This is a genomic window from Streptomyces sp. NBC_00091, from assembly GCF_026343185.1.
Taxonomy (GTDB): domain Bacteria; phylum Actinomycetota; class Actinomycetes; order Streptomycetales; family Streptomycetaceae; genus Streptomyces.
The window spans coordinates 5,812,182-5,834,523 of sequence record NZ_JAPEMA010000001.1 but is presented as its reverse complement, the minus strand read 5'-3'; the positions used below and the strand labels follow the sequence as shown (position 1 = coordinate 5,834,523).

At 76.0% G+C, this 22,342-nt stretch carries 18 protein-coding genes; 13 read left to right on the top strand and 5 right to left on the bottom strand.

What is annotated here, in order from left to right; genetic code table 11:
* Positions 1 to 40 precede the first annotated feature (40 nt).
* The 9 genes from OOK34_RS26875 (at position 41) to OOK34_RS26835 (ending at position 10,474) form a co-directional block, all read left to right on the top strand.
* Positions 41 to 1,195: an AAA family ATPase gene (locus OOK34_RS26875; RefSeq protein WP_267036426.1), complete on the top strand. Its 1,155-nt coding sequence runs from the start codon at positions 41 to 43 to the stop codon at positions 1,193 to 1,195.
* Positions 1,192 to 4,860 carry a DUF5682 family protein gene (locus OOK34_RS26870; RefSeq protein WP_267036425.1) on the top strand — a complete coding sequence of 1,223 codons (3,669 nt, stop codon included), beginning with the start codon at positions 1,192 to 1,194 and terminating at the stop codon, positions 4,858 to 4,860. Before OOK34_RS26875 ends, OOK34_RS26870 begins: the two co-directional genes overlap by 4 nt.
* On the top strand, positions 4,857 to 6,770 hold the full coding sequence (locus tag OOK34_RS26865) for a hypothetical protein (RefSeq protein ID WP_267036424.1): 1,914 nt from the start codon (positions 4,857 to 4,859) through the stop codon (positions 6,768 to 6,770). The genes OOK34_RS26870 and OOK34_RS26865 overlap by 4 nt, the downstream gene beginning before the upstream one ends.
* Before the next feature lie 414 nt (positions 6,771 to 7,184).
* Positions 7,185 to 7,379 (top strand): hypothetical protein, encoded by a 195-nt coding sequence (locus OOK34_RS26860; RefSeq protein ID WP_267036423.1) that lies wholly within the window; start codon positions 7,185 to 7,187, stop codon positions 7,377 to 7,379.
* Between the two features lie 120 nt (positions 7,380 to 7,499).
* A complete protein-coding gene (locus OOK34_RS26855; RefSeq protein WP_267036422.1) occupies positions 7,500 to 8,219 on the top strand; it encodes an HNH endonuclease family protein in 720 nt (239 codons plus the stop codon).
* The gene (locus OOK34_RS26850) at positions 8,216 to 8,491 is read left to right on the top strand and encodes a hypothetical protein (protein ID WP_267036421.1); all 276 of its coding nucleotides are present in this window, start codon (positions 8,216 to 8,218) and stop codon (positions 8,489 to 8,491) included. The genes OOK34_RS26855 and OOK34_RS26850 overlap by 4 nt, the downstream gene beginning before the upstream one ends.
* A 127-nt stretch (positions 8,492 to 8,618) precedes the next feature.
* Entirely contained in the window at positions 8,619 to 8,840 is a 222-nt protein-coding gene (locus OOK34_RS26845) for a DUF5302 domain-containing protein (protein ID WP_267036420.1), read from the top strand.
* A gap of 127 nt (positions 8,841 to 8,967) precedes the next feature.
* Positions 8,968 to 9,381 (top strand): rodlin, encoded by a 414-nt coding sequence (locus OOK34_RS26840; RefSeq protein ID WP_267036419.1) that lies wholly within the window; start codon positions 8,968 to 8,970, stop codon positions 9,379 to 9,381.
* A gap of 223 nt (positions 9,382 to 9,604) precedes the next feature.
* On the top strand, positions 9,605 to 10,474 hold the full coding sequence (locus tag OOK34_RS26835) for a glycoside hydrolase family 19 protein (protein WP_267036924.1): 870 nt from the start codon (positions 9,605 to 9,607) through the stop codon (positions 10,472 to 10,474).
* Between the two features lie 34 nt (positions 10,475 to 10,508).
* Here the strand turns inward: OOK34_RS26835 and OOK34_RS26830 are convergent, their stop codons facing one another.
* The 3 genes from OOK34_RS26830 to OOK34_RS26820 all read right to left on the bottom strand — a co-directional run bounded on the left by OOK34_RS26830 (position 10,509) and on the right by OOK34_RS26820 (position 16,384).
* The gene (locus tag OOK34_RS26830) at positions 10,509 to 13,268 is read right to left on the bottom strand and encodes a LuxR family transcriptional regulator (RefSeq protein WP_267036418.1); all 2,760 of its coding nucleotides are present in this window, start codon (positions 13,266 to 13,268) and stop codon (positions 10,509 to 10,511) included.
* Between the two features lie 234 nt (positions 13,269 to 13,502).
* Positions 13,503 to 15,266: a S8 family serine peptidase gene (locus OOK34_RS26825; RefSeq protein ID WP_267036923.1), complete on the bottom strand. Its 1,764-nt coding sequence runs from the start codon at positions 15,264 to 15,266 to the stop codon at positions 13,503 to 13,505.
* A 383-nt stretch (positions 15,267 to 15,649) separates the two neighbouring features.
* Positions 15,650 to 16,384 carry a DUF1838 family protein gene (locus OOK34_RS26820; protein WP_267036417.1) on the bottom strand — a complete coding sequence of 245 codons (735 nt, stop codon included), beginning with the start codon at positions 16,382 to 16,384 and terminating at the stop codon, positions 15,650 to 15,652.
* A 240-nt stretch (positions 16,385 to 16,624) separates the two neighbouring features.
* Here OOK34_RS26820 and OOK34_RS26815 point away from each other — a divergent pair, with 240 nt between their 5' ends.
* The 3 genes from OOK34_RS26815 (at position 16,625) to OOK34_RS26805 (ending at position 19,038) form a co-directional block, all read left to right on the top strand.
* Positions 16,625 to 17,605, top strand: coding sequence for a DUF1996 domain-containing protein (locus OOK34_RS26815; protein ID WP_267036416.1), 981 nt, complete (start codon positions 16,625 to 16,627; stop codon positions 17,603 to 17,605).
* Positions 17,606 to 17,713: 108 nt separating this feature from the next.
* Positions 17,714 to 18,316, top strand: a complete 603-nt coding sequence (locus tag OOK34_RS26810; RefSeq protein ID WP_267036415.1) for a sigma-70 family RNA polymerase sigma factor — start codon at positions 17,714 to 17,716, stop codon at positions 18,314 to 18,316.
* A complete protein-coding gene (locus tag OOK34_RS26805; RefSeq protein WP_267036414.1) occupies positions 18,313 to 19,038 on the top strand; it encodes a zf-HC2 domain-containing protein in 726 nt (241 codons plus the stop codon). Before OOK34_RS26810 ends, OOK34_RS26805 begins: the two co-directional genes overlap by 4 nt.
* Before the next feature lie 124 nt (positions 19,039 to 19,162).
* Here the strand turns inward: OOK34_RS26805 and OOK34_RS26800 are convergent, their stop codons facing one another.
* Positions 19,163 to 19,876, bottom strand: coding sequence for a TioE family transcriptional regulator (locus tag OOK34_RS26800; protein ID WP_267036413.1), 714 nt, complete (start codon positions 19,874 to 19,876; stop codon positions 19,163 to 19,165).
* A 58-nt stretch (positions 19,877 to 19,934) separates the two neighbouring features.
* Between OOK34_RS26800 and OOK34_RS26795 the strand changes: the two genes are divergently transcribed.
* On the top strand, positions 19,935 to 21,137 hold the full coding sequence (locus tag OOK34_RS26795; RefSeq protein ID WP_267036412.1) for an erythromycin esterase family protein: 1,203 nt from the start codon (positions 19,935 to 19,937) through the stop codon (positions 21,135 to 21,137).
* Here the strand turns inward: OOK34_RS26795 and OOK34_RS26790 are convergent.
* Positions 21,115 to 22,314, bottom strand: coding sequence for an alpha/beta hydrolase (locus tag OOK34_RS26790; protein ID WP_267036411.1), 1,200 nt, complete (start codon positions 22,312 to 22,314; stop codon positions 21,115 to 21,117). The two genes, OOK34_RS26795 and OOK34_RS26790, sit on opposite strands and share 23 nt — an antisense overlap.
* Positions 22,315 to 22,342 lie beyond the last annotated feature (28 nt).

Below are 22,342 nucleotides of genomic sequence, written 5' to 3'. Positions count from 1 at the left end.
TCTTCCTTACGACTTCCAGAACCAGAGGACCCGATACCCGATGACCGTCACCGAACCGTCCGCTCCCGCACGGCAGGCCATGCCCGCCGAGGAGCGCCACGCCGCCGAACTCGCCTTCCTCGCCGCCCAGGACACCGGCCCCCGCCCGCCCGGCTGGGCGCTGACGCCCCGCGCCGTGGTGACCTTCGTGTGCGGCAGCGAGGGCGAGGAGCTGGCCCTGCCCAAGCGCCGGGCCGGGCTGCCCGCCCGGATGGTGATCGCCCCGAAGTTCGTCGGCGAACGCGCCCTGGTGGAACGGTGCGTGGTGACCCTGGCCGGAGAGCGCGGCCTGCTGCTCACCGGTGAGCCGGGCACCGCCAAGTCGATGCTGTCCGAGCTGCTGTCCGCCGCCGTGTGCGGGACGAGCGCGCTCACCGTGCAGGGCACGGCCGGCACCACCGAGGACGCCTTCCGGTACGGGTGGAACTACGCGCTGCTCCTCGCCCAGGGCCCGACCTCGCAGGCCCTGGTCGACTCCCCCGTGCTCTGCGCGATGCGGACGGGACGGGTCGCGCGGGTCGAGGAGATCACCCGCTGCCTGCCCGAGGTGCAGGACGCGCTCGTGTCGATCCTGTCCGACCGGCGGGTCAGCGTGCCGGAACTGACCGCCACCGAGGACGCGCTGGTGGCGGCGGCCCCCGGTTTCACGGTCATCGCCACCGCCAACCTGCGGGACCGGGGCGTCTCGGAGATGTCCGCCGCCCTCAAGCGGCGCTTCAACTTCGAGACAGTCGGCCCGATCGCGGACCCGGACGCCGAGGCCGCGCTGATCCGGCGGCAGGCCGTCGCCGCCGTGGCACGCGCCGGGGCGGCCTTCGGGGTGGACGACTCCGTCCTCGACGCGCTCGTCACCGTCTTCCGGGACCTGCGCTCGGGGCGCAGCGCCGAGGGCTGGGACGTGGAGCGGCCCGGTACGGTCATGTCCACCGCCGAGGCCGTGCAGGTGGCGGCCTCGCTGGGGGTCGCCGCCGCGTACCTGCCGGGCGGGGACGTGCTGGACCTGCTGCCGGGACACCTGCTGGGCGTCGTGCGCAAGGACGACCCGGCCGACCACGGGCGGCTGCTGGGCTACTGGGACGGCCCGGTCCGCCGCCGGGCCGAGGACGGCTCGGCGATGTGGCGCCGGCTCTGGGACCTGCGCGGGAGCCTGCGTTGACGCTCACCGCCGATCCCCGGGAGGCGCTGGAGGCGCTGGCCGCCTGCCGCGCGCCCTACCTGCTGGGGGTGCGCCACCACAGCCCCGCGCTGGCCGCGGTGGTCCCGGCGCTGCTGGACGCGGCGGACCCCGAGGTGCTCTGCGTGGAGCTGCCGGCCGACTTCCAGCCGTGGCTGGCGCACCTGGCCGACCCGGAGACGCTCGCCCCGGTCGCCCTGGCCGGCCTGGGGGCCGAAGGGCGGCTCTCCTTCTACCCGTTCGCGGACTTCTCCCCGGAGCTCGCGGCGCTCCGCTGGGCGCGGGACCGGGGGGTGGAGGTCGTCTGCTGCGACCTGCCGCTGGCCGACCCGGGCTGGTCCCCGGACGGCGCCCCGGCTCCGGGGCCGGACCCGGCCGGGCCGGACGGCGGGGGCGGCGGGAGCGCCCCCGGTGCGGGCCCGGACGGGCCGGCGGACGCCCGCGCCGGGCGCCGCGGCTACGCCGACGCGCTCGCCGCGTCCGGGACCGGGCGCGAGGGGGAGGACCTCTGGGACCGGGCCGTGGAGGTCCTGGCCCCGGGCTGCTCCCCGGAGGCCGTACGCCGCGCCGCGCTGGGCGTCGGCTGGGCCCTGCGTACGGACGCGGGCGCCGTGCCGGCGACGGACCTGGCGCGGGAGTCCCACATGCGGGGCGTGCTCGCCGGGCTGACCGGCCGTCGGGTCGCCGCCGTGATCGGCGCCTTCCACGCGCCGGCGCTGACACCACGCGCCGGCGCCCCCGGCGGCGGGGTCCGGGCCGCGGTCCCGGGACAGCTCCGGGGCCCGGCCCCGGCCGCCGGGGCGGGCGGCGGCGCGCCGGCGCACTCCGCTGCCGGCGCGTCCGCGACCCGGCCGGTGGCCGGACGGGAAGCGGGCACGGCGCAGGCGCAGGTGGTGACCTCCTTCGTGGCGTACTCCCACGACCTGCTCGACTCGCGCTCCGGCTATCCCGCCGGGATCCGGGATCCCCTCTGGCAGCAGGCCGTGTTCGAGGCGGGCGGGCAGCCGGAGCGGCTGCGGGAGGCCGTCTCGGCCGCCGTCACCGGGGTCTGCCGCGAGCTGCGCCGCGCCGGGCACACCGCCGGCACCGGGGAGGCCGCCGAGACCCTGCGGCTCGCCTGCGACCTGGCGGTGCTGCGCGGGCTGCCCGCGCCCGGCCGGGGCGAACTGCTGGAGGCCGTCTCCACGGTGCTCGGGCAGGGCGAACCCCTGGGCCGGGGGCGGGCGCTGGCCCGCGCCCTCGAGGCGGTGTTCGTCGGCACGGGCCGCGGCCGGACCACCCCGCACGCCCCGCGTTCCGGGCTCGGCCCCTCCGTGGAGGCGGAGCTGGCCGCGCTGCGCCTGCCCTGTCCCGGGGACCCGGAGCCCAGGGAGGTCCGCCTGGACCCCCTGCGCTCCGAGCTCGACGGGCGCCGGGAGGTGCTGCTGCGGCGGCTGCTGGTCTGCGGGGCCTCCTACGGGGAGCCCGTGGGGGTGGCCGCCACCGGCGACGGCACCGCCCTGGGGAGCAGGTGGCGGCTGTCCTGGACCCCGTCCGTCCCGGCCCGCCTGGACCTGGCGGGGGTCCGCGGCGTCACCGCCGCCCAGGCGGCCGCGGGGACGCTGCGGGACCTCGCGCGCCGCCAGGCGGCCGAAGGCGGCCCGACGGCGGCTCAGGTACTGGCCGGGCTCGACGCCGCCGCGCGGTGTGACCTGCCCGGGCTGGTCGGCGTACGGCTGGAGGAGGTGGCGGCCGTGCTGCCGGACACCGCCACCGTGCCGGAACTCCTCGAGGCCGTCGACCTGCTGGAGGGGCTGCGCCGCGGCCACCTGCCCGGCGCCCCGGCCGGGGCGCGGGCCACCGCCGAAGCGCTCGTCGGCGACCTGCTGGACGCCGCCGTACGCTCCCTGCCCGGCCTCGCCGGCAGCGACGACCTCGCCGACGCGGGCGCCCTGGTGGCCCTCGCCGAGCGGGCCGCCGCCCGCCGGCTGGGGCTGCGCATGGACGCCGCGCTCGCCGGACTCGCTTCCGGCGCGGGCCCCTTGATGCGGGGCGCGGCCCTGGCCGTACGGGTGCTGCTGGACCTGGATCCGGCGGCCGGGCTCGGCTCCCGCGCCGCCGCCTGGGTGGACGGCGCGGCCACCCCCGACGGGCGGCGTGCGCTGGCCCGCCGGCTCGCCGGGCTGCTCACCGCCGCCGGACCGCTGCTGGACGCCTCCCAGGCCGCCCTCACCCCGCTGCTGGACCGGGTGGACTCGCTGGCCGACGAGGCGTTCCTGGAGCGGCTGCCCGCACTGCGCGCCGGGTTCGACGTACTGGCCCCGGCCGCCCGGGAGCGGCTGCTGGGCACCGTCACCGAACGGCTCGGCGACCGGGTCGACCTCTCGCTCGACGCGCCGCCCGCGCTGCTCGCGCTCTGGGCCGCCGCCGACGCGGCCGGACTCGCCGCGCTCAAGGCGCTGCCGCTGCCCGGGAGTTCACCGGCCGCCGTGGAGCCGGCCGAGGCCGCGCCGCCCGCGCGCCCGGACCTGCCGGACGGCCGGCGTCTCGCGCCCGCCGACCGGTGGCGGCTGCTGCTCGGCCGCCAGCGCGACCGGCTCCCGGCCGGCGCGCACCGCTACGCCCGCGCCCTGGACGAGCTGTACGGGGCGGGGCGCGGGGAGGGCTCCGCCGACGTGGGCCGCGGCGGCCCGGGCGGCCCCGGCGGCGGGGACGAGCCCTCCTTCCCGACGGCCCGGGAGTGGTCGGCCGAGCTGGAGTCCCTCTTCGGGGCCGACGTACGGGAGGAGGTGCTCGCCGACGCGGCCGGCGCGGGCCGCACCGATGTGCTCGCCCAGCTCGACCCGGCGGCGGTACGCCCCTCGGTGGAGCTGCTGACCTCGGTGCTCTCACTGGCCGGCGGGATGCCCGAGCAGCAACTGGCCCGGCTGCGGCCCCTGGTGAAGCGGCTGGTCGACGAGCTGGCCAAGGAGCTCGCCGGCCGGCTGCGGCCGGCCCTGTCGGGTCTGGCCACCCCGCGCCCGACCCGCCGCCCCGGCGGCCCGCTCGACCTGGCCCGCACCCTGCGGGCCAACCTGGCGCACACCCGGCGCCTGGACGACGGCCGGGTGGTGGTGGTCCCGGAACGCCCGGTGTTCGCCACCCGGGCGGCGCAGGAGGCGGACTGGCGGCTCATCCTGGTGGTGGACGTCTCCGGTTCGATGGAGGCGTCCGTCGTCTGGTCGGCGCTGACGGCGGCGGTGCTGGGCGGGGTCCCGACCCTGTCCACGCACTTCCTCGCCTTCTCCACTCAGGTCGTGGACCTCACCGGGCGCGTCGAGGACCCCCTCTCGCTGCTCCTGGAGGTCCGTGTCGGCGGTGGTACGCACATCGCCGCGGGCCTCGCGCACGCCCGGACGCTGATCACGGTGCCGAGCCGCACCCTGCTCGTCGTGGTCAGCGACTTCGAGGAGGGCGCCCCGGTCGGGGGCCTGCTCGGCGAGGTCCGCGCACTGGCCGCGTCCGGCGCCCATCTGCTGGGCTGCGCCGCGCTCGACGACTCGGGCGCGCCCCGGTACTCGGTGCCCGTCGCCCGGCAACTCGTCGCCGCCGGGATGCCGGTGGCCGCGCTCAGCCCTCTCGCCCTCGCCCGCTGGGTGGGCGACCGACTCCGTGGGGAGCCCCGATGACCAGCCCGCTGTTGCCGCCCGTCGCCGCCGAGGTGCTCGCGGAGGCCGTGGAGAACCTGAGCGCCCGGCTGCGCAAGAAGCTGGACGCCGCGATCGAGGGCTGCGCGGCGGGTGCGGACGCCGTGGCCGCAGCGGCCGGGAGTGTCACCGTCCGGTTCGGCGAGGACGCGGTGGTGACCCTTCGGCCGGGGCCCGCGGGGGTGGTCTCGGAGCCCGGACAGGCCGTCTGCGGCTGCCTGCTGGCCCCGCGCTGCCTGCACCGGGCGGCGGTCCTGGGAGCCGCTCCCCTGGCCGGGCCCCAGGCCGGGGAGGAGGCCGGGGAGGAGGCCGGGCCCTGGACGGAGTCCGGTGCGGACGGCCCGTCCGAGGGCGGCCCCGCCGCCGTCCCCGCCCCTGCCCCTGCCCCCGAGCCCGGGCCCCAGGCCGCCTCCGCGTCCCGGGCCGGAGCCGGGGCGGGGTCGGCGGGCGGCGCCGCCGACGGGCCCGCCGACGGGCCCGACGCGGAGCGGGCCACGGCGGCTCAGGTGCGCGCCGGGGCCGCGCTGTGGGCGGTGTCCGCCGAGGCGCTCGCCGCCGGGGTCGTCGCCGCGGGGGCGGTGGTGCAGGCCGAGTTGCTGCGGGCCGCGCACACCGCACGCCTCGCCGGCCTGCCGCGCGCCGAGGCCGCCGCCCTGCGGGTGGTACGGGGACTGCGGGCCGCGCGGGAGCGCAGCGCCGCCCAGCGGCTCACCGACCTGGCCGCCGCCTTCTCGGAACTGCTGCGCACCGCCGCGCTGTCGGCGTCCGGCTCGGGCGGTCCGGGGGTCACCGGGAGCGGCCGGCGGGCCTACGGGGCCGGGGGCAGCCTGCACGTCCTCGGCCTGTGCCGGGAGCCCGTGCTGACCGCCACCGGCTACGCGGGCGTGGTGACCCACCTGCTGGGCACGGACGGCGCCCGCTACTCGCTGTCGGACGTCCGCCCCGGCGGGCTCGCCCGGGCCCGGGGTGCGGGGGCGGCCTCCGTGGCCCTCGGCGGAGCCGCCCTGGACCACGCGGGGCTGGCGCGCGCGGGTCTGCGTATCGTCGGCGCGGCGGTCTCCGCCGACGGGCGGCTCGGCGCCGGGCGCGGGGTCCGGGCGGTGCCGGCGCCCGGCGCGGCCTGGGACGAGGAGCCGCTCGCCGCGCTCTTCGCCCGCCCGGCGGCCGAGGCGGTCCGGGAGTCGCTGGCGCAGGACACCGGACCGGGCCTGCTGGGCTGCGACGTCCAGGTCGTCGGCGCGGCCGGCGAGCACCTGCTGGTACGAGAGGCGCGCGCGGACGCGCCGCTGCTGCGGCTGCGTCCGGCGCACCCCCATCCGGAGCTGGCGCACACCGCCAACCTGCGCCGCCTGGCCGGGTGTCCGGGGCTGGCGGTGCGCGTCCTGGGCCGCCCCGACCCGGACCGCGCCGCCACCTTGAGCCCGCTCGCCGTGGGGCCGGTGCCCGGCGCGGCGTACACGCTGCGGCTGCCGCCCGAGTGGCGGGGGCGGGCCGACCTGGGCTACGACCGGCTCCAGGGCGGCCACTTCCCGGACGGCGCGGCCCCCGGGCCCGTGGCGGCGCCCGCGCCGGGGCCGGATCCGCTGGCCGACTCGCCGCTGTGGCGGGTGCGCCGGCTGCTGGAGACGGGGGTGGCGGGCGGGCGCCGGGCGGTGGCGGAGTCCGCTCGGGGCCCGGAGCCGCTGACCGCGTACGGGCCGCTGCGCCGGGCCGGTTTCGGGGCGGCGGCCGACCTGGCCGGCGCGCTCGTCGCCGAGGCCGACCGGCGCCCCCGGGACTCCTTCGGCCGGCTCACCGAAGCCTCGTCCGAGGGGTACGCGTGGGCCTGGCTGGCGGCGTCCGCGCACCTCGAGGCGGCGCAGCGCTCCCTGGTGGCCGCCTCCTGGGCCTGACCGGCGCCTCCGGCGCACAGGGCGCGTCCCGCGCTCCGGGCCCTTTCGGCCAACTCTGCCAGGTCGTCTCTTTCGGATCTGGCCGGTTAAGCCCGCGTTGTCCGGTGCCGTGCATCGCAAGGCGGAGAGGCTCCCGATTACTGGACGTCCTCGGGAGCCTCGACAACGCGGCGAGGTGCGGTGCCGGGCAGCGCGGGTCAGGCCAGATCCGGAAGAGACGGCCCAGGTCCGGCCGGAGACGGGGAAACCGCCGGGGCCCGCCCCCGTCCGGCTCGGGGCGGCCCGTACCCGTACCCGGACCTGGCTGGTTCCCGACCCGTGTTCCGCGGCTTCGGTGACGATTCCTCACCTTCCGCCCCCGCGCCGCCCACACTCTCCAGGAGGGCCCAGGGCCCGCGAGAAGGGGGACACGCCATGCCGACGGAGGACCACGTCCGGGTCAGGGGCCGGCGTCTGCTGCCGGCCGCGGTGGTGGCACTGCCCCTCGCGGCGGTCGCCGCCTGGGACTCCGCCCTGGCCGGCTGGCCGGTGGTGCTGGCCGGGGCGCTCGCGGCCGCGGCCGGGGCGGGGTGGCACGCCCTGAACTCGGCGGCCACGAGGAAGACCTGAAGGCCCGGTGCGTGGATGCTTGTCCGGTTATGGGTAGTCTTTCCAGGTCAGTTCGCGGAGTCTCGTCGGGGTGGGGTCATGAATCGTCGTCAGACAGGGATAAGCGGCGGAGTGGTGGCCGTGGCGCTACTGCTCGGTGTGAGCGGATGCGGCAGCGGGGGCGGCTCAGGGGACGGGAAGCCGGCGGGGAAACCGGCGGCGAGCGCGACCCCCTCCCCACGGGCGACGGCGTCGGCCCCGGCGCCCTCGGCCTCCGCGGGCGACGCGAAGCCCGCCTCCGGGGACGTACTGCCGGGGATGGTCGACGCGGCCGTCGCCCGGACCCGGCTCGCGGCGCTGACGACCGGCAAGCCCGGCACGATGGCCGGGTACAGCCGCGACAAGTTCACGCACTGGGCCGAGCAGGGCAACAAGTGCGACACCCGGGAGACCGTCCTCAAGCGCGACGGGACCGGCGTCACCCAGGACTCCGAGTGCCGCGCCGTGTCGGGCAGCTGGAAGAGCCTGTACGACGGCGCCACCGCCACCGAGGCCGGGAAGCTGGACATCGACCACATGGTCCCGCTGGCCGAGGCCTGGCGGTCCGGCGCCTCGGGGTGGGACGCCGCGAAGCGCAAGGCCTTCGCGAACGACCTGACGCGGCCGCAGCTGCTGGCGGTCTCGGCGGGGTCCAACCGCTCCAAGGGCGACCAGAGCCCGGACCTGTGGCAGCCGACGGACAAGTCGAGCTGGTGCCAGTACGGGCGGGCCTGGACCACCGTCAAATCCCATTACGGTCTGACCGTCACCGAAGCCGAGAGGGCCATGCTCACCACCATGATCGACACCTGCGCCGCATGACGGCTCCCCGGCAGTGGCAGGACGAGGTCCTCGCGGGGCCCGGCGGCGCCATGACCGACGAGGTCGGCGTCATCACGGGCCCGCTCACGCTGCGCACCACCGGCGGACCGGACGGCAAGATCCGCTTCGAGATCCAGTACACGGACGCGGACGAGTGGTACACCCTCACCGGCAGCCCCGTGGCACACGGCGATCCGTACGCGCTCCACACCGCGGCCCTGCGCGCGATCCGCGCCGGAGGCGGCGCCGAGGCCCCGGCCGCGCCCGCCTGAGGGCCCGCCGCTCGGCCTTCCGGTCGGCCTTCCGGTCGGCCTTCCGGCCGGCCCGCGGGGACCCGATGGCCCGCCGGCGGCCCGGGCTGACACACTGGGCGACCAGATCACTCCAGGAGGCAGACAGATGAGCGACGCACCGGACACCCCGCCGAACGAAGAGCCGCAGGACGACGCCCCGCAGAACGAGTCCCCGGCCGAGGCGGCCAAGCGCAAGTTCCGCGAGGCCCTCGAGCGCAACGCCGCGAGCGCCCAGTCCCAGCAGGCGCACCAGAGCCGGGCGAAGGTACAGGGCTCCAGCAGCGGTCCCGGAGGCAAGAACAAGAAGGTCCGCCGCAAGACCGGCTGACCCGGGCCGCCTCTTTGGGCACGGGTCCGTTGGGCCGCATGGGTGACCGGCGATAACCCCCGGGAGCGGGGGCAGTTGATCAGGGCGTTCCGCCGGGGACAGCACATGCGACAGAAGGATCCACACGATGCTCAAGAAGTTCATGGCCACCGCCGCGGTCACCGCCTCCGTCCTGGGGACGGGCGTCCTCGCAGCCTCCCCGGCGATGGCGATCGGCAACGACAACGGGGTCAACACGATCAACGGCAACAACGCCGCGCAGATCTACGGCAACCAGGAGACCAAGGGCGCGATGAGCCCGCAGCTCTCCGCGGTCCAGGGCTCCCTGAACAAGCTCTGCGTCGGCCTGCCGGCCAAGGTCAACGTCCAGTCGGTCTTCGCGCTCATCGCCAACATCGGCGTCCAGGACATCCCGATCGCCTCCAACCCGCAGAACCAGCAGTGCACCGAGAACTCCACCCAGGGCAAGGGTGACGAGACCCTCTCGCACATCGCGGAGAACATCCCGGTCCTGTCGGGCAACCTGTCGGCCGGCAGCTGATCCAGCGGCTCCGGAGCGGTGTGACGGCCCCGGCCGTCACACCGCTCCCGCATGTCCGGACACGTAAAGCCTTTGGTCTAGACCTTGACAGGTCCAGACCATTTCGGTTCAGTGGCGGTAGTTGTCGTCCCCACCATCTCGCGACAACTCCCCCCACTCCAGGAGCAGTTACGTGATACGTACGCTACGCCGCCGCGCCCTCTCCCTCGCCGCGGCCGCCGCCGTGACCCTCGGCCTGGCCGTCGCCCTGCCCGCCTCCCCCGCCGCCGCGGCCCCCGCCTGCTCCGGCGCCTGGACCTCCTCGGCCGTCTACACGGGCGGCGCGAGCGCCTCGCACGGCGGCCACAACTGGCAGGCCAAGTGGTGGACCCAGGGCGAGACGCCCGGCACCACCGGCCAGTGGGGCGTCTGGTCCGACCAGGGCGCCTGCGGCGGCGGTGGCCAGGACCCGGACCCGGGCACCGGCAACCCGTCCGGCTTCGTGGTCAGCGAGGCCCAGTTCAACCAGATGTTCCCGAACCGGAACCCCTTCTACACCTACAACGGCCTGGTCGCGGCGCTGTCCGCGTACCCCGGCTTCGCCAACACCGGCGACGACACCGTCAAGCGGCGCGAGGCGGCCGCCTTCCTCGCGAACGTCTCGCACGAGACGGGCGGGCTGGTGTACATAGTGGAGCAGAACACCGCGAACTACCCGCACTACTGTGACGCCTCCCAGCCCTACGGCTGTCCCGCCGGCCAGGCCGCGTACTACGGCCGCGGCCCCATCCAGCTGAGCTGGAACTTCAACTACAAGGCGGCGGGCGACGCCCTGGGGATCAACCTCCTGGCCAACCCCTACCTGGTGGAGCAGGACCCGGCCGTCGCGATGAAGACGGCGCTCTGGTACTGGAACACCCAGAACGGTCCCGGCACGATGACCGCCCACGCGGCGATGGTGGGCGGGGCGGGCTTCGGCGAGACGATCCGCTCCATCAACGGGGCCCTGGAGTGCAACGGCGGCAACCCGGCCCAGGTGCAGAGCCGGGTGAGCAAGTACCAGAGCTTCACCCAGCTGCTGGGCGTCACCCCGGGGAACAACCTGAGCTGCTGACGGCGCGGGAGACCCCGGCTCACCGCTCACCGGCTCACTGGCCCCGCAGTGCGGTGGCCAGCTGGGCGCGGGAGCGGACGTCGAGCTTCTGGTAGATCCGGGTGAGCCGGGCCTCCACCGTCTTCACGCTCAGGAAGAGCTTCGCCGCCGCCTCCTGGTTGCTGGCTCCGCCGCCGACGAGCAGGGCGAGCCGCGCCTCCGCCTCGGTCAGGGCCGCCACCCCGGGGTGCGGGCCGCAGGTCTCGGGCGCGGTCTCCCGGGCCAGGTCCAGCCAGGGCCCGGCCCCGGCCGCCTCGAACAGCCCGGCCGCGGCCAGCAGCGCGGCCCGGGCCGGGGCCCGGCGGCGGCGGCGGCGTTCCACCCGGGCCAGCGCGAGCAGCGTACGGCCCTGCTCGAGGGGCAGTCCGAGGGCGCCGAACCGCTCGGCCGTCGCCTCCAGCAGGGCGACGGCCGGCTCCGGCTCGCCCTGCGCGGACCGGCACAGGCCCCGGGCCCGGTCCAGGGCCGCGAGCACGGTGGGCCGTCCGAGGGAGCGGGCGACGGGGGTGACGCGGTCCAGCAGTCCGACGGCCTCGCAGGGGGCGTCGGCGGCGACCAGGGCCTCGGCGAGCTCCCCGTGCCAGCGCAGGATGGAGGGGTCCACCACCTGCTGGGCCTCCTCCAGGGCGGCGACCCGGCTCAGCGTGGCCACCGCCTTCGCGGCCTCTCCGGTGGCCAGTTCCACGGTGCCGAGCGCGTACAGCCCCCGGGAGAGGAAGACCTGGTCGCCCTCCTCCTCGGAGGCCCGGATGCCCCGGCGGGCGTAGGCGGCGGCCCGGGCGAAGCTGCCGGCGGCGGCCTCGGCGGTGGCGGCCACATACCAGGCGGGGCCGGGTGAGAGGCCCGCTTCGATGGTCAGTTCCAGGGCGCGGCGGGCGTGGGCCGCGCCGCGTGCGCAGTGGCCGCGCCGCAGTTCGGCCTCGGTGAGGCTGCGCAGCACCTCGAAGACGTCCTCGGCGGAGCCGGTGCGCTGCACGGCGGGCAGCAGGACGAGGAGCTGGCGGCGGGCGTCGGCGAGGCGGTCGTCGAAGAGGGCGTGGCGGACGGCGAGGTACTGGGGGGCGTTGCGCATGCCGAGGGGGACCTCGGGGGCGGGCAGGGCGAGGGCCTCGGCCAGGATGTCCTCGGCGTCGGGGTCGCCGAGTATGCGGCCCATGCGGGCCCGGACGGTCAGCGCCATGGCTTCGGCGACCTGGTCCCCGCCGGCCTTCGCGAGGGCTCCGGCCTCGGCCGCGGCGTCGCGGGCGCGGACGGGATCGCCGTCGCCGATGTTGTGCTTCCAGGCGATCCGCAGCTGGACGGCGGCCCGCAGGGAGGGGTCCCCGGCGGCGTCGGCGACGGCGTGGGCGATGGTCTCGTCGAGGTCGGCCAGGGCCTGCCCGGCGGCGTCGATCACCGCGAGCCGGGACCGTACCCGCTGGGCGGGCGAGGCGTCGCGGGCGAGCACGGCGCGGGTGGCGCGGCGGGCGAGGTCGGCGCGGCCGGCCCAGCCGGCGTCCTCGGCGGCGCCGACGAGGCGGGCGAGTTCCTCCTGCGGGAGGCCGGCGGGGGTGCGTTCGGCGGCGAGCAGTCCGAGTTCGGCGGCCAGGGCCCGCTGGCCCCGGCGCCGGCAGGCGTCGGCGGCGCGGGTGATCTCGGCGGCGAGGTGCGGGTCGGGGGTGTCGACGGCGAGCGCGCGGTGGCGTACGGCCTGGACGGGGTCGTCCACGGCGGCGGCGAGCGCGGCGTGCCCGGCGGCGCGCTCGGGCCAGCCGGCGTCGGCGGCCAGGGCGGTGGGCAGGGCGCCGGCGGTGAAGGCGACGGCGCCGTCCTCGCCCACGGTGACCAGCGCGGCCCGTTCGGCCTCGGCGAGTTCCGCCTCCGCGTCGGGGCGTCCGGCCCGGCGCAGCAGGGCGGTGGTGGGCCGGGCGGCGAGGGCGGCGAGCAGCAGGGTCGGGCGGGCCCTGGCGGGTGCCGCGGCGAGGAGCCGGCGGGCGACCTCGCGGGCCTGGCCGGTGACGGGCAGGGTGTCGGCGTGGTGGGCTCCGCCGCCCTGGCCGGCGGCGGCTTCGGCGAGGGAGTGCCCGAGGGCGAGGGCGAGGCGCGGGTTGCCGCCGCTGGCCTGGTGGATGCGGCCGGCGAGGCGGGCGGGCAGGCCGTGGCGCAGGAGCAGTTCGGCGACCTCGTCGGCGCCGAGCGCGGGAACGCGGACGACGGTGGTGCCGGGGCCGCAGAGGGGTTCGGCGACGGGGGCGCCGCCCTGGACGCATTCGGCGGCGAGGACCCGGACGCGGGGCGGGGTCAGGCGCAGCACGAAGCGGAGCAGCTCGGTGCTCTCGGCGTCGAGCCACTGGGCGTTGTCGAGGACGAGCAGGACGGGGCCGGGGGCGGCCAGGGTGCGGAGCACTTCGACGACGGCCAGGCGCAGCGCGACGTGGTCGCGGCCGGCTCGGGGGGCGTCGGCCTCGCGGCGGAGCAGGGCGATGGCGGTGCGCTGGGGTCCGGCGAGCCGGTCCAGGGCGGTGCGGGGGACGGAGGCGAGGAGGGCGGCGGCCGAGGCCTCGGGTATCTCCCGGTCGGCCGCTTCGGGGGCGAGCCACAGGACGGTTTCGCGCCGCCGGGCGGCGGTGGCCGCGACGGCGCGCGCCACCTCGGTCTTGCCCGAGCCGGCGGGTCCCGCCAGGACTGCCCGGCCGTGCGTGGTCAGCGCCCGGTCGACCGCCTCGATGAGTGCACCGTGTCCGACGTTGGTGTCAGCGTTCCCCGTCGCCGCCACGCACAGCCACCAGCCTTTCGCGCCCCTGTTCTGTGCCCTTCCTGTGAGACGCGACAATACGAGGTCAGCCCCCCGGCGGACCCGGATTGTGACGCAGAAATCAGTCGGGCGACAGGAAAGCACTGCGGGCCTGCCGGTACGGAAGGTACCGGTAGGCCCGCGCACTGCATTGGTCCGTACTATCGGTCCGTCAGAACGGAGTTGGGGACTCCGCCGGATCCGGTGCGAACCGGGTCAGAAGCCGAGGCTCCAGGAGTCGATCTTGCCGGTGTCGCCGCCGGCGTTGTCGTTGACGCGCAGCTTCCAGGTGCCGTTCGCGACCTCGGAGGAGGCGTTGACGGTGTAGGTCTGGTTGATGTTGTCCGCGCTGCCGCCGGCCCGGTTGTGGAGCGTGTAGACGGTGCCGTCGGGGGCGACCAGGTCGACCTTCAGGTCACCGGTGTAGGTGTGGACGATGTTCACGCCGACCTTGAGGGTGGCCGGGGCGTTGCCCGTCACACCGGTGACGGTGATCGGGCTCTCGACCGTGGTGTTGTCACCGATGGCGAAGTCCGCGGTGTTCTCGAAGGCCGGGGTGGCCGGCGTGGAGGTCACGGCGTTGACGGTCGCGGCCGCGTCGGCGAGACCGGTGCCGCAGCCGCCGGTGCAGGTGCCGGCCAGCGGGCGGGCGTTGGTCTTGATGGCCGACTCGACCTGCGCCGGGGTCAGCGAGGGCTTGGCGGCGACCAGGAGGGCGGCGAGGCCCGCGACGTGCGGGGCGGCCATGCTGGTGCCCTGGTACGGCTTGTAGATCTCGGCGGCGGGGGTGGTGGTGCCGCCGTTGATCGTGGAGAGGATGCCGTTCTCGGGGGTGGTGACGGTGCCGGGCGTGTCGGTGGCGCGGCGGGTCTCACCGCCCGGGGCGGCGACGTCGACCTTCGTGCCGTAGTTGGAGTAGAAGCTGCGGTCCCCGGTGCGGTTGCTGGCGGCCACGGTGACCGTGTTGTTGCAGCTGGCGGGCGAGAAGCCGGCCGCGTCCGCGTTGCTGTTGCCGGCGGCGACCACGACGGTGGTGCCGCGGGCGACGGCGGCGTTGATCGCGTTCTGGTAGGTGGCGGTGCAGGCACCGGAGCCGCCGAGGCTCATGTTGATGACCTTGGCGGGGGTGGCGTTCGCCGGGACGCCGGGGACGGAGCCGCCGGAGGCCCAGGTGATGGCGTCCACGATGTCCGAGGTGGAGCCGCCGCACTTGCCGAGCACGCGGACGGGCTGGATCTTGGCGTTGTACGCGATGCCGGCGATGCCCTTGGCGTTGTTGGTGGCCGCGCCGATGGTGCCCGCGACGTGGGTGCCGTGCCAGGAGGAGTCGCTGGCCTTGGAGCCGGTACCGCACTCGCCGGCCGCGCTCCAGTCGCCCTGGTCGGCGGCGTTGTTGTCGCGGCCGTTGCCGTCGCGGGCCGCGGTGGAGTCGGAGATGAAGTCGTAGCCGGCGACGACGTTGGGGGCGACGTCGGAGTGGGCCACGTAGCCGGTGTCGATCACGGCGACGGTGACGCCGGAGCCGGTGGTCTTGTCCCAGGCGGCGGGCACGTTCATGCCGGCGGTGGGCTCGAAGAGGTCCCACTGCTTGGCGTACTCGGTGTCGTCCGGGGTGGCCATCGCGTAGGCGCGGGAGTCCGCCTCGACGTAGGCGACGTCGGGGTCGGCGCGGAACTGGGCCATCACGTCGGCAGCCTCGCCGGGTGCGACGTCGACCAGGGCGGCTCCGGTGCCGAGGCGGCGGTCGAACTTCGCGTTCTTGCCGGCCTTCTTGCCCTTGGCGGCGGCGTCGTCGGCAGCCGCGTCGTTGGAACTGGCCTCGGAGGCCGAGGACTTGTAGCCGACGATCAGGTTCTCGACCGGGGCGGCGGCGGGGTTGGCGGGAGCCGCGGCGGCCGGGAGGGTGGAGGCCGCCGGGTCGTTCGCGGGCGTCACGGCCACCGCGGCGGTGGCGGAGCCGGCGAGCAGGGTGACGGACATGGCCACGACGGATATGAGCCGACGTCTGGGTGCGTGCACGGTGTTCCCCTTTACGGGCCGTTTCCGGGCAGGCCGGAGCGGCCGGTCGGTGCAGTGTGGGAGGTGAACCGGCGGCTGCGGGGCCTGGGCGGGCTGGTCGAACCCGCCCCGGCCACCGCCGCACGCCACGTTGTCCGGCCGCGACGGCGGGGCAGGGCAACGGCGTACCGGCGGTCAGCGCGTCCGCGGTCGTTTCACACCATGTGGGGTTGGTGCGGGGCCGCCCGGGGGTGCGGAAGATCGCCGGTGGGCAGACAGTAGGCAACGCGGGGATGAACCCGATACGGGGAAAACCCTTGTCCGGACCCTGGGGGTCACTCCCCCTCCCCGGGGGTTACCGCGGGTCAGCGGGGATCGAGCTTGCGGAAGTAGGTCCAGCTGGTCTCGTTGGGCTCGGTCCACTTCTCGGGGGCGCGGGCGAACTCCGGGTGGTGGGCGGCGATGTAGGCGCGGGTGCGTTCGGGGACCTCGGCGTAGGAGCCGAGTTTCGCGCCCCGGCAGTGGAAGGTGAGGCCGCCGGGGCGCTGCCCCTGCTCCATCCAGGGCAGCCAGGGCGACATCCGGGTCCACGACATGGTGGCGGGGACGCTCGGGGCGTCGCCGGCGAGGGCGGCCGCGGGGGTGAAGAACTGGAAGAGTTCCAGGGCCCGGTAGGTGTCGTCGGCGGAGTTCAGCGGGTAGTCGGCGACGGGCAGCGGGGAGGGGTAGGCGAGGGGGATCTCGAGGCTGAAGCAGACCTGGTCGCCGAGTTCGGTGCGCGGGACGGGGAAGGGGCGCCACTGCTGGTTGGCCGGATCGTTCCACACGTGGACCACGGGCTTCCCCTGCCAGGTCTCGAGGATCTCTCCAGTGGCGGGGTCGAGGTAGAAGGCGGCCTCGCGGGAGAGCAGCCGGTACCCGCCGCCCTCCTCGTCGGCCTCCAGCCGGGCCACGTTGACGCCCTCGAAGCCGAAGAGCCGGCGGTAGGGCTCCTCGGGTGCCCAGGAGTGGATGTGGCCGGTCCACCGGTAGACGACTTCGTCTCCGCCGACGGAGGCACGGGTGCGGGCGAAGGCGTGCAGCAGCTCGTCCGGTGTCATACGGAGAACTCTCGCGGGCGGCCCCCGGCCGGACAAGCACCGGACGGGCCATCCTCGGACGGCGTGTTCGCGCACCTCGGCAGGGTCATTTCGGTGGCTTTCGCACGCGCCCGGCCCCGGGTGTGATCCGGTGGTCCGGCCCTCACCGGCGAGCGGCCGCCACACGTACGAAAGCGCAGGTGCTCCGTCGTGCGGATGCCCGGTTGACGGACGGGCGCGGCAGCGGCGACCGTGACCGCCATGGGGAACGGAAACCGACTGCTGGCGCTGCTCGTCTGCCTGGTGCTGGGCGCCGGGCTGGCCGCCGCCGTGCTGGGCGCCTCCCGGGCGGCCGGGCCCCGCCACGGCTCCGCGGCCGACGACCGCGTGGACATCGCCGACGTGCCGCCGGAGCCCGCCGCGGTCCCGGCCGGGCCCGACGCCTCCTCGGGCACGGTGACGGTGGACTGCGGGCGCAACGAGGAAGGCCACTGGAACGAGGACAACCTGGTGGTCTCGCCGGGGCTGCGGGCCGGCGCCCACCACACGCACGCGTACGTGGGCAACCTGTCGACGGACGCCCTGTCGACCGACGCCTCGCTGGCGGCCGCCGCCACGAGCTGCGCCGGCGGCGACCGTTCCACGTACTACTGGCCGGTGCTGCGGCGCACCGACCGGCCGGCCGGCCGTCCCCACGAGGGTGCGGCCGGGCACGGCAACGCGGGCGAGATCCTGCCCGAGTCCTCGGTGCGCGTGGAGTTCCGGGGCAGTCCGGTCGGCAAGGTGGTGGCGATGCCCCGGTTCCTGCGCGCGATGACCGGGGACGCCGTGGCGTACACGGCGGGGTCGCAGGCCGACGTCCGGGCCCGCTGGGGCTGTTCGGGCTCCCCTGGCCGGTCCACCACCAGCTACCCGCGCTGCCCGGACGGCGACCTGGTCACCCGTACGCTGGTCTTCCCCAGCTGCTGGAACGGGCTGGACACGGCCCCCGCCGACCACCGCTCGCACCTGGCCTTCCCCTCCGCGCAAGGGGTGTGCCCGCAGGGCATGTTCCCGGTGCCCGAGCTGCGCCTGTCGCTGGCCTACGAGGTACCGCCGGGGGCGCCGATCGCGCTCGACTCCTTCCCGGAGCAGCGGCACAGCCCGAAGACGGACCACGCGATGTTCGTGGACGTGATGACCGAGGGGCGGATGGGCGAGCTGGTCGCCTGCCTCAACGAGGGCCGCACCTGCCGGACATGAGTGACGCACGTCACGTGAACCGGTGGCGCGTCCCCGGCGTGTTCCGACCGCACGAAGTACTGCAGCACTGCAGCAGTTGAACCACGTGAGGTGGACGGAGAGGGTGAGATGGCCGGACCACTGTGGCCCCGCACGCGGCGGGGCTCGACCGACGAGGCGCTGATCAGGGCGGTCTACGAGGAGCACGGCAACGCCCTGCTCGCGTACGCCACCCGGCTGACCGGTGACCGGGCCGCCGCCGAGGACGTCGTCCAGGAGACGCTGATCCGGGCCTGGCGGCATTCCGAGGTCCTGGTCAACGGAAAGGGCTCGGTGCGCGGCTGGCTGCTCACGGTGACCCGCAACATCATCACGGACCGGTACCGGGCCAAGGCGGCACGGCCGCCCGAGGTCTCCGGTTCGGCGGCCGCTCCCCCGGTCGAGGGGGACCACGCGGACGCGGTGGTGGACGCCATGACGGTGCTCGGCGCCCTGGACCGGCTCTCGCCGGAACACCGGGACGTGCTGACGGAGTTGTACTACCGCCAGCACAGCGTCGCCGAGGCGGCCGACCGCCTCGGCATCCCCGCGGGGACGGTCAAGTCACGGTCGCACTACGCCTTGAAGGCCCTGCGCGAGGTGTTCGGGGACGGCGCCGGTGACGGCGCGAGGAACAGAGGATCAGGCCGGCCGCCCCAGCAGCCCGGCGGACTGCGGGAGGTGGTGGCGTGAACCGGGAGCGGCACGAGGAGGAACTGCTCGGCCCGTACGTGCTCGGTGTCCTGGAGCAGGAGGACGTACGGCGTGTCGAGGAGCACGTCGACGGCTGCGTGCGGTGCCGGGAGGAGGTGGCCGCGTTGCGCGAGATGGAGAGGGCGCTGGGCGAGGTGCCCGAGGAGGCCTTCCTCGACGGGCCGCCGCAGGGCGGCGACCTGATGCTCCAGCGGACCCTGCGGCAGGTGCGCGGGGAGCGGGCGGCGGGTGCGCGGCGGCGGGCCGGGCTGGCGGGTCTGGCCGCGGCCGCCTCACTGGCGGCCGTGTTCTGGGCCGGGGCCCAGCTGGGCGGGGACACGGGCAGCGCCCGGGCGCTGCCCCCGCCGCCGACGCCGACGGTGTCCGCGGCGCCTTCGCCGCCGGTGGCGGGGACCAGGGTGGCCTCCGCGACGGATGCGGGCACGGGTGCGCGGATGACCGTACAGCTGACGCCGGCGGCCAAGTGGGTGCGGGTGCACGCGGCGGTGACCGGGGTGCCGGCGGGTGAGCGGTGCCGGCTGGTGGTGGTCGCCAAGGACGGTACGCGGTCCGTGGCGGGCGGCTGGGTCGTGGGTACGGCGGAGCACGGCGAGGGCAAGGGCGCGGCCCTGGACGGCTCGGCGGCCGTGGACCCGGCGCAGGTCAGGGAGGTGCTGGTGGAGAACGAGTCCGGCCGGACCTTCGTGGCCGTCCCGGTGTAGGGATCGGGTGGATCAGGGCCGGACGGCCCTGATCCGCCCGGCGGTTACGCCCCGGCGCCGGCGGCCCTTCGGCCTGCGACCGGCGACCGGCGACCCGGCGGCCGGCGCCCCTGCGACCGGTATCTCATCCGCGCTCGCGGAGGTACGCCTCCAGCTCCGCGGCCCCGGTCAGCATCGCCCGCCCGCGGGCGGACAGCCGGGCGTGCCAGCCGGACAGCGCGGCCTCCAGCGGCTCCCGCCCGCCGGCCGCCCGTACGTGAGCGATCAGCGGGGCGATCTGCTCCAGCAGGTAGCCGCCCCGCCTGAGCTGGTGGGCCAGCCGGGCGTCCCGTACGTCGGCCTCGTCGTAGACGCGGTACCCGGTCCGCGGGTCGCGGCGCGGGCGCACCAGCCCGGCGCGCTCCCATTTGCGCAGCGTCGCGGGCCGGATTCCGAACTTCCCCGCCAGCGGCCCGATGAAGGTGCCTCCGGGCTCGGGCTCCGTGGCGGGTTCCAGGTCGCTCAGGGCGCTCTCCACGGCCTGGAGGGTCCGCCGGTCCTCGAGGAGCTGGGCGTGGCTCTCGTCGATGAGGCGCAGCGCCTCTTCGGCCCCTCCCTGGTTCACGGCCCGCATGATCGACGCCGCCGTCTGGTGGCCGTGGCCGGGCACCAGGGCGAGAAACGCGCGTAGGGCCCCCGCGTGCAGCGAGGTGTAGGTGCGGTAGCCGTGGGGTGTGCGACCGGCGGCCGGAAGGATGCCGGCCTCCTCGTAGTTCCTGACCGCCTGCGTGGACAGGCCGTGCCCGCGCGCCAGATCCACCGGCCTGAGCCGCTCACCGTTTTGAAGGTTCCGTCCCATGGTGGCGACGGTATCGCGGAAAAGTTTCAACCGAAGGTTCAACGATAGCGTTGAAGGCATGGCGACTGACATCAAGCACACCGCCCATGCCGTCCAGGCTGCCTCCGTCATGGGGCTGCTCCCGGCCCGGCCCCGGCTGCTCGCCCTGGGCGAGCCCACCCACGGCGAGGACACTCTGCTCGACCTGCGCAACGACCTCTTCCGGCAGCTCGTCGAGCAGGAGGGCTACCGGACGATCGCGATCGAGAGCGACTGCGTGGCGGGCCTGGTCGTGGACGACTACGTCACCTCGGGCACGGGCACGCTCGACGAGGTCATGGAACACGGATTCAGCCACGGCTGGGGCGCCTCCGCGGCCAACCGCGAGCTCGTGGCCTGGATGCGCGCCCACAACGACGGCCGGCCCGCGTCCGAGCGGCTCCGCTTCGCCGGTGTCGACGGCCCGCTGGAGATGACCGGCGCCGCAAGCCCCCGCCAGGCCCTGACCGCGCTCCACGAGTACCTCGCGGCCCGGGTGGACGCGAACCTGCTCCCCTGCTCCGGGGACGCGCTCGACCGCCTGATCGGCGCCGACGACCGGTGGACCGAACCCGCCGCGATGAGGGACCCGGCCCGGTCCGTGGGGCAGTCGGACGGGGCCAGGGAACTGCGGCTGCTCGCCGATGATCTGGTGGCGCTGCTCGACGCGCAGACGCCGCACCTGATCGCGGAGACCTCGCGGGAGGAGTGGGACCGCGCGCGGCTGTACGGGCGCACCGCGACCGGTCTGCTGCGCTACCACTACCGGATGGCCGACACCTCACCGTCCCGTATGGCCTGGCTGGTGAGCGTGCGGGCCCAGATGATGGCCCACAACCTCCTCGCCGTCGCCGCCCGGGGCCCTGCCCTCGTCCACGCCCACAACTCCCATCTCCAGCGGGAGAAGAGCACGATGCGGATGGGCGGGACGCCGCTGGAGTGGTGGAGCGCCGGTGCGCTGGTGAGCGCCCGGCTCGGCGAGGAGTACGCCTTCGTGGCGACGGCCCTCGGCACCATCCGGCACCGGGGTGTGGACGCGCCGCCGCCGGACACGCTCGAGGGACTCCTGTACGCGCTCCCGGAGGACAGCAGCGTCATCGACGCCCCACGGCTGGCCACCGCCCTCGGCGACACGCGGCCCGCGCCCCGCGTGTCCCCCTGGTTCGGCTACGCCCCCTTCGACCCGGCCCACTTGGCGGACAGCGACGGGATCGTCTTCGTCAAGGACGTTCCGCGGAGCTAGTGCCACCGCCGGGGTTGTGGAAGCGGGCCTCGGGGGTGTCGGCGGAGGGGCCGTTCAGGACCGGCCGGCGCTCGCCCTTGAGGTGCTGGTCGAAGAAGGCCGAGACGTAGCGCCGGGTCAGCTCGATGGCGCGGGGGCCGGAGAGGGGTGCCTCGGAGTGCGGCAGGCCGACGTGGTCGCGGATGGCGGGGAAGTCGGTGGGCCCGAAGTGGTCGGTGCCGTCGAGGGTGATCCAGCGCTTCCAGCCGTCGAAGTGCGGCCACGGACCGGACCAGTTGCCGCGCTGGTCGCCGGGGACGCTCGCGGCCGACCCGAACAGCATGAAGGGGCGGCCGCCGATCCCGGCGGCGGGGTAGGGCTCGGGCAGGGTGCCGTCCATGTCGATGCCCGCGCGGATCCGCTGGTCGGCGGCCATGGCGGGGAGCGCGGCGGCGCCGCCGATGGAGTGGCCGGCCATGGCGATGCGGCCGCGGTCGACGAGGCCGGCGTGGCGCCAGGCCGGGTGGCGGCCGGTGAGGCGGTCCAGCAGGAAGGACACGTCGCGGGCGCGGACCTCGGTGACGGCTTCGATCCCGCCCGGCCCCTGCGTCTGTTCGCAGGCCAGGCAGGTGAGGATCCGGCCGCCGGGGAAGGCGGTGGCGGCGCTCTCGTAGGCGTGGTCCACGGCGGCCACCACGTAGCCCCTCGAGGCCAGGTCCTCGGCCAGGGAGCTGAGGGTGGCGCGGGGGACGGTGAAGCCGGGCGAGAGCACGATCAGGGGGTAGCGGCCCTGGACGGGCCGGGCGCCGACGCGGGCGTGGGCCCGGGTGGCGGCGAAGACGGCCGGGTCGATCAGCTGGTCCAGCTGCTTGTCGGCCAGGATCAGCCGGGCTTCCTCGGTGCTCATGTACGGCGCGGGCGCCCGGCCGGTGCCGCGCTGCGCCGGATAGCGCAGGGTGACCATCAGCTCGCGGGGCCCGGTGTGCGCCCAGGGGTCGGTCCTGCTGCGGTCGGTCAGGTGGAGGTCCTCCTGACCGACCGCGAACCGGCCGGTGGGGGCGGGGAGTTCGGCCCCCACCGGGCGGGTGTCCGCGGCTGCCGCGGGTGCGGCGGAGGCGGTGGAGGCCGCCATGAGCGGGACGGGGAGCAGGAGGGCGAGTAAGGCCGCGGCGGCCGCGGTCCGGCGTCGGGTGTTCATGACGTCAAACTTAGGCAGCGGGCCGCGG

Excerpts from the sequence above, each read along its gene's own strand:
- OOK34_RS26795 (WP_267036412.1), top strand. The coding sequence starts at position 19,935 with ATGGCGACTGACATCAAGCACACCGCCCATGCCGTCCAGGCTGCCTCC.
- OOK34_RS26875 (WP_267036426.1), top strand. The coding sequence starts at position 41 with ATGACCGTCACCGAACCGTCCGCTCCCGCACGGCAGGCCATGCCCGCC.
- OOK34_RS26865 (WP_267036424.1), top strand. The coding sequence starts at position 4,857 with ATGACCAGCCCGCTGTTGCCGCCCGTCGCCGCCGAGGTGCTCGCGGAG.
- OOK34_RS26860 (WP_267036423.1), top strand. The coding sequence starts at position 7,185 with ATGCCGACGGAGGACCACGTCCGGGTCAGGGGCCGGCGTCTGCTGCCG.
- OOK34_RS26840 (WP_267036419.1), top strand. The coding sequence starts at position 8,968 with ATGCTCAAGAAGTTCATGGCCACCGCCGCGGTCACCGCCTCCGTCCTG.
- OOK34_RS26815 (WP_267036416.1), top strand. The coding sequence starts at position 16,625 with ATGGGGAACGGAAACCGACTGCTGGCGCTGCTCGTCTGCCTGGTGCTG.
- OOK34_RS26820 (WP_267036417.1), bottom strand. The coding sequence starts at position 16,384 with ATGACACCGGACGAGCTGCTGCACGCCTTCGCCCGCACCCGTGCCTCC.
- OOK34_RS26825 (WP_267036923.1), bottom strand. The coding sequence starts at position 15,266 with ATGTCCGTCACCCTGCTCGCCGGCTCCGCCACCGCCGCGGTGGCCGTG.
- OOK34_RS26850 (WP_267036421.1), top strand. The coding sequence starts at position 8,216 with ATGACGGCTCCCCGGCAGTGGCAGGACGAGGTCCTCGCGGGGCCCGGC.
- OOK34_RS26800 (WP_267036413.1), bottom strand. The coding sequence starts at position 19,876 with ATGGGACGGAACCTTCAAAACGGTGAGCGGCTCAGGCCGGTGGATCTG.
- OOK34_RS26810 (WP_267036415.1), top strand. The coding sequence starts at position 17,714 with ATGGCCGGACCACTGTGGCCCCGCACGCGGCGGGGCTCGACCGACGAG.
- OOK34_RS26790 (WP_267036411.1), bottom strand. The coding sequence starts at position 22,314 with ATGAACACCCGACGCCGGACCGCGGCCGCCGCGGCCTTACTCGCCCTC.
- OOK34_RS26845 (WP_267036420.1), top strand. The coding sequence starts at position 8,619 with ATGAGCGACGCACCGGACACCCCGCCGAACGAAGAGCCGCAGGACGAC.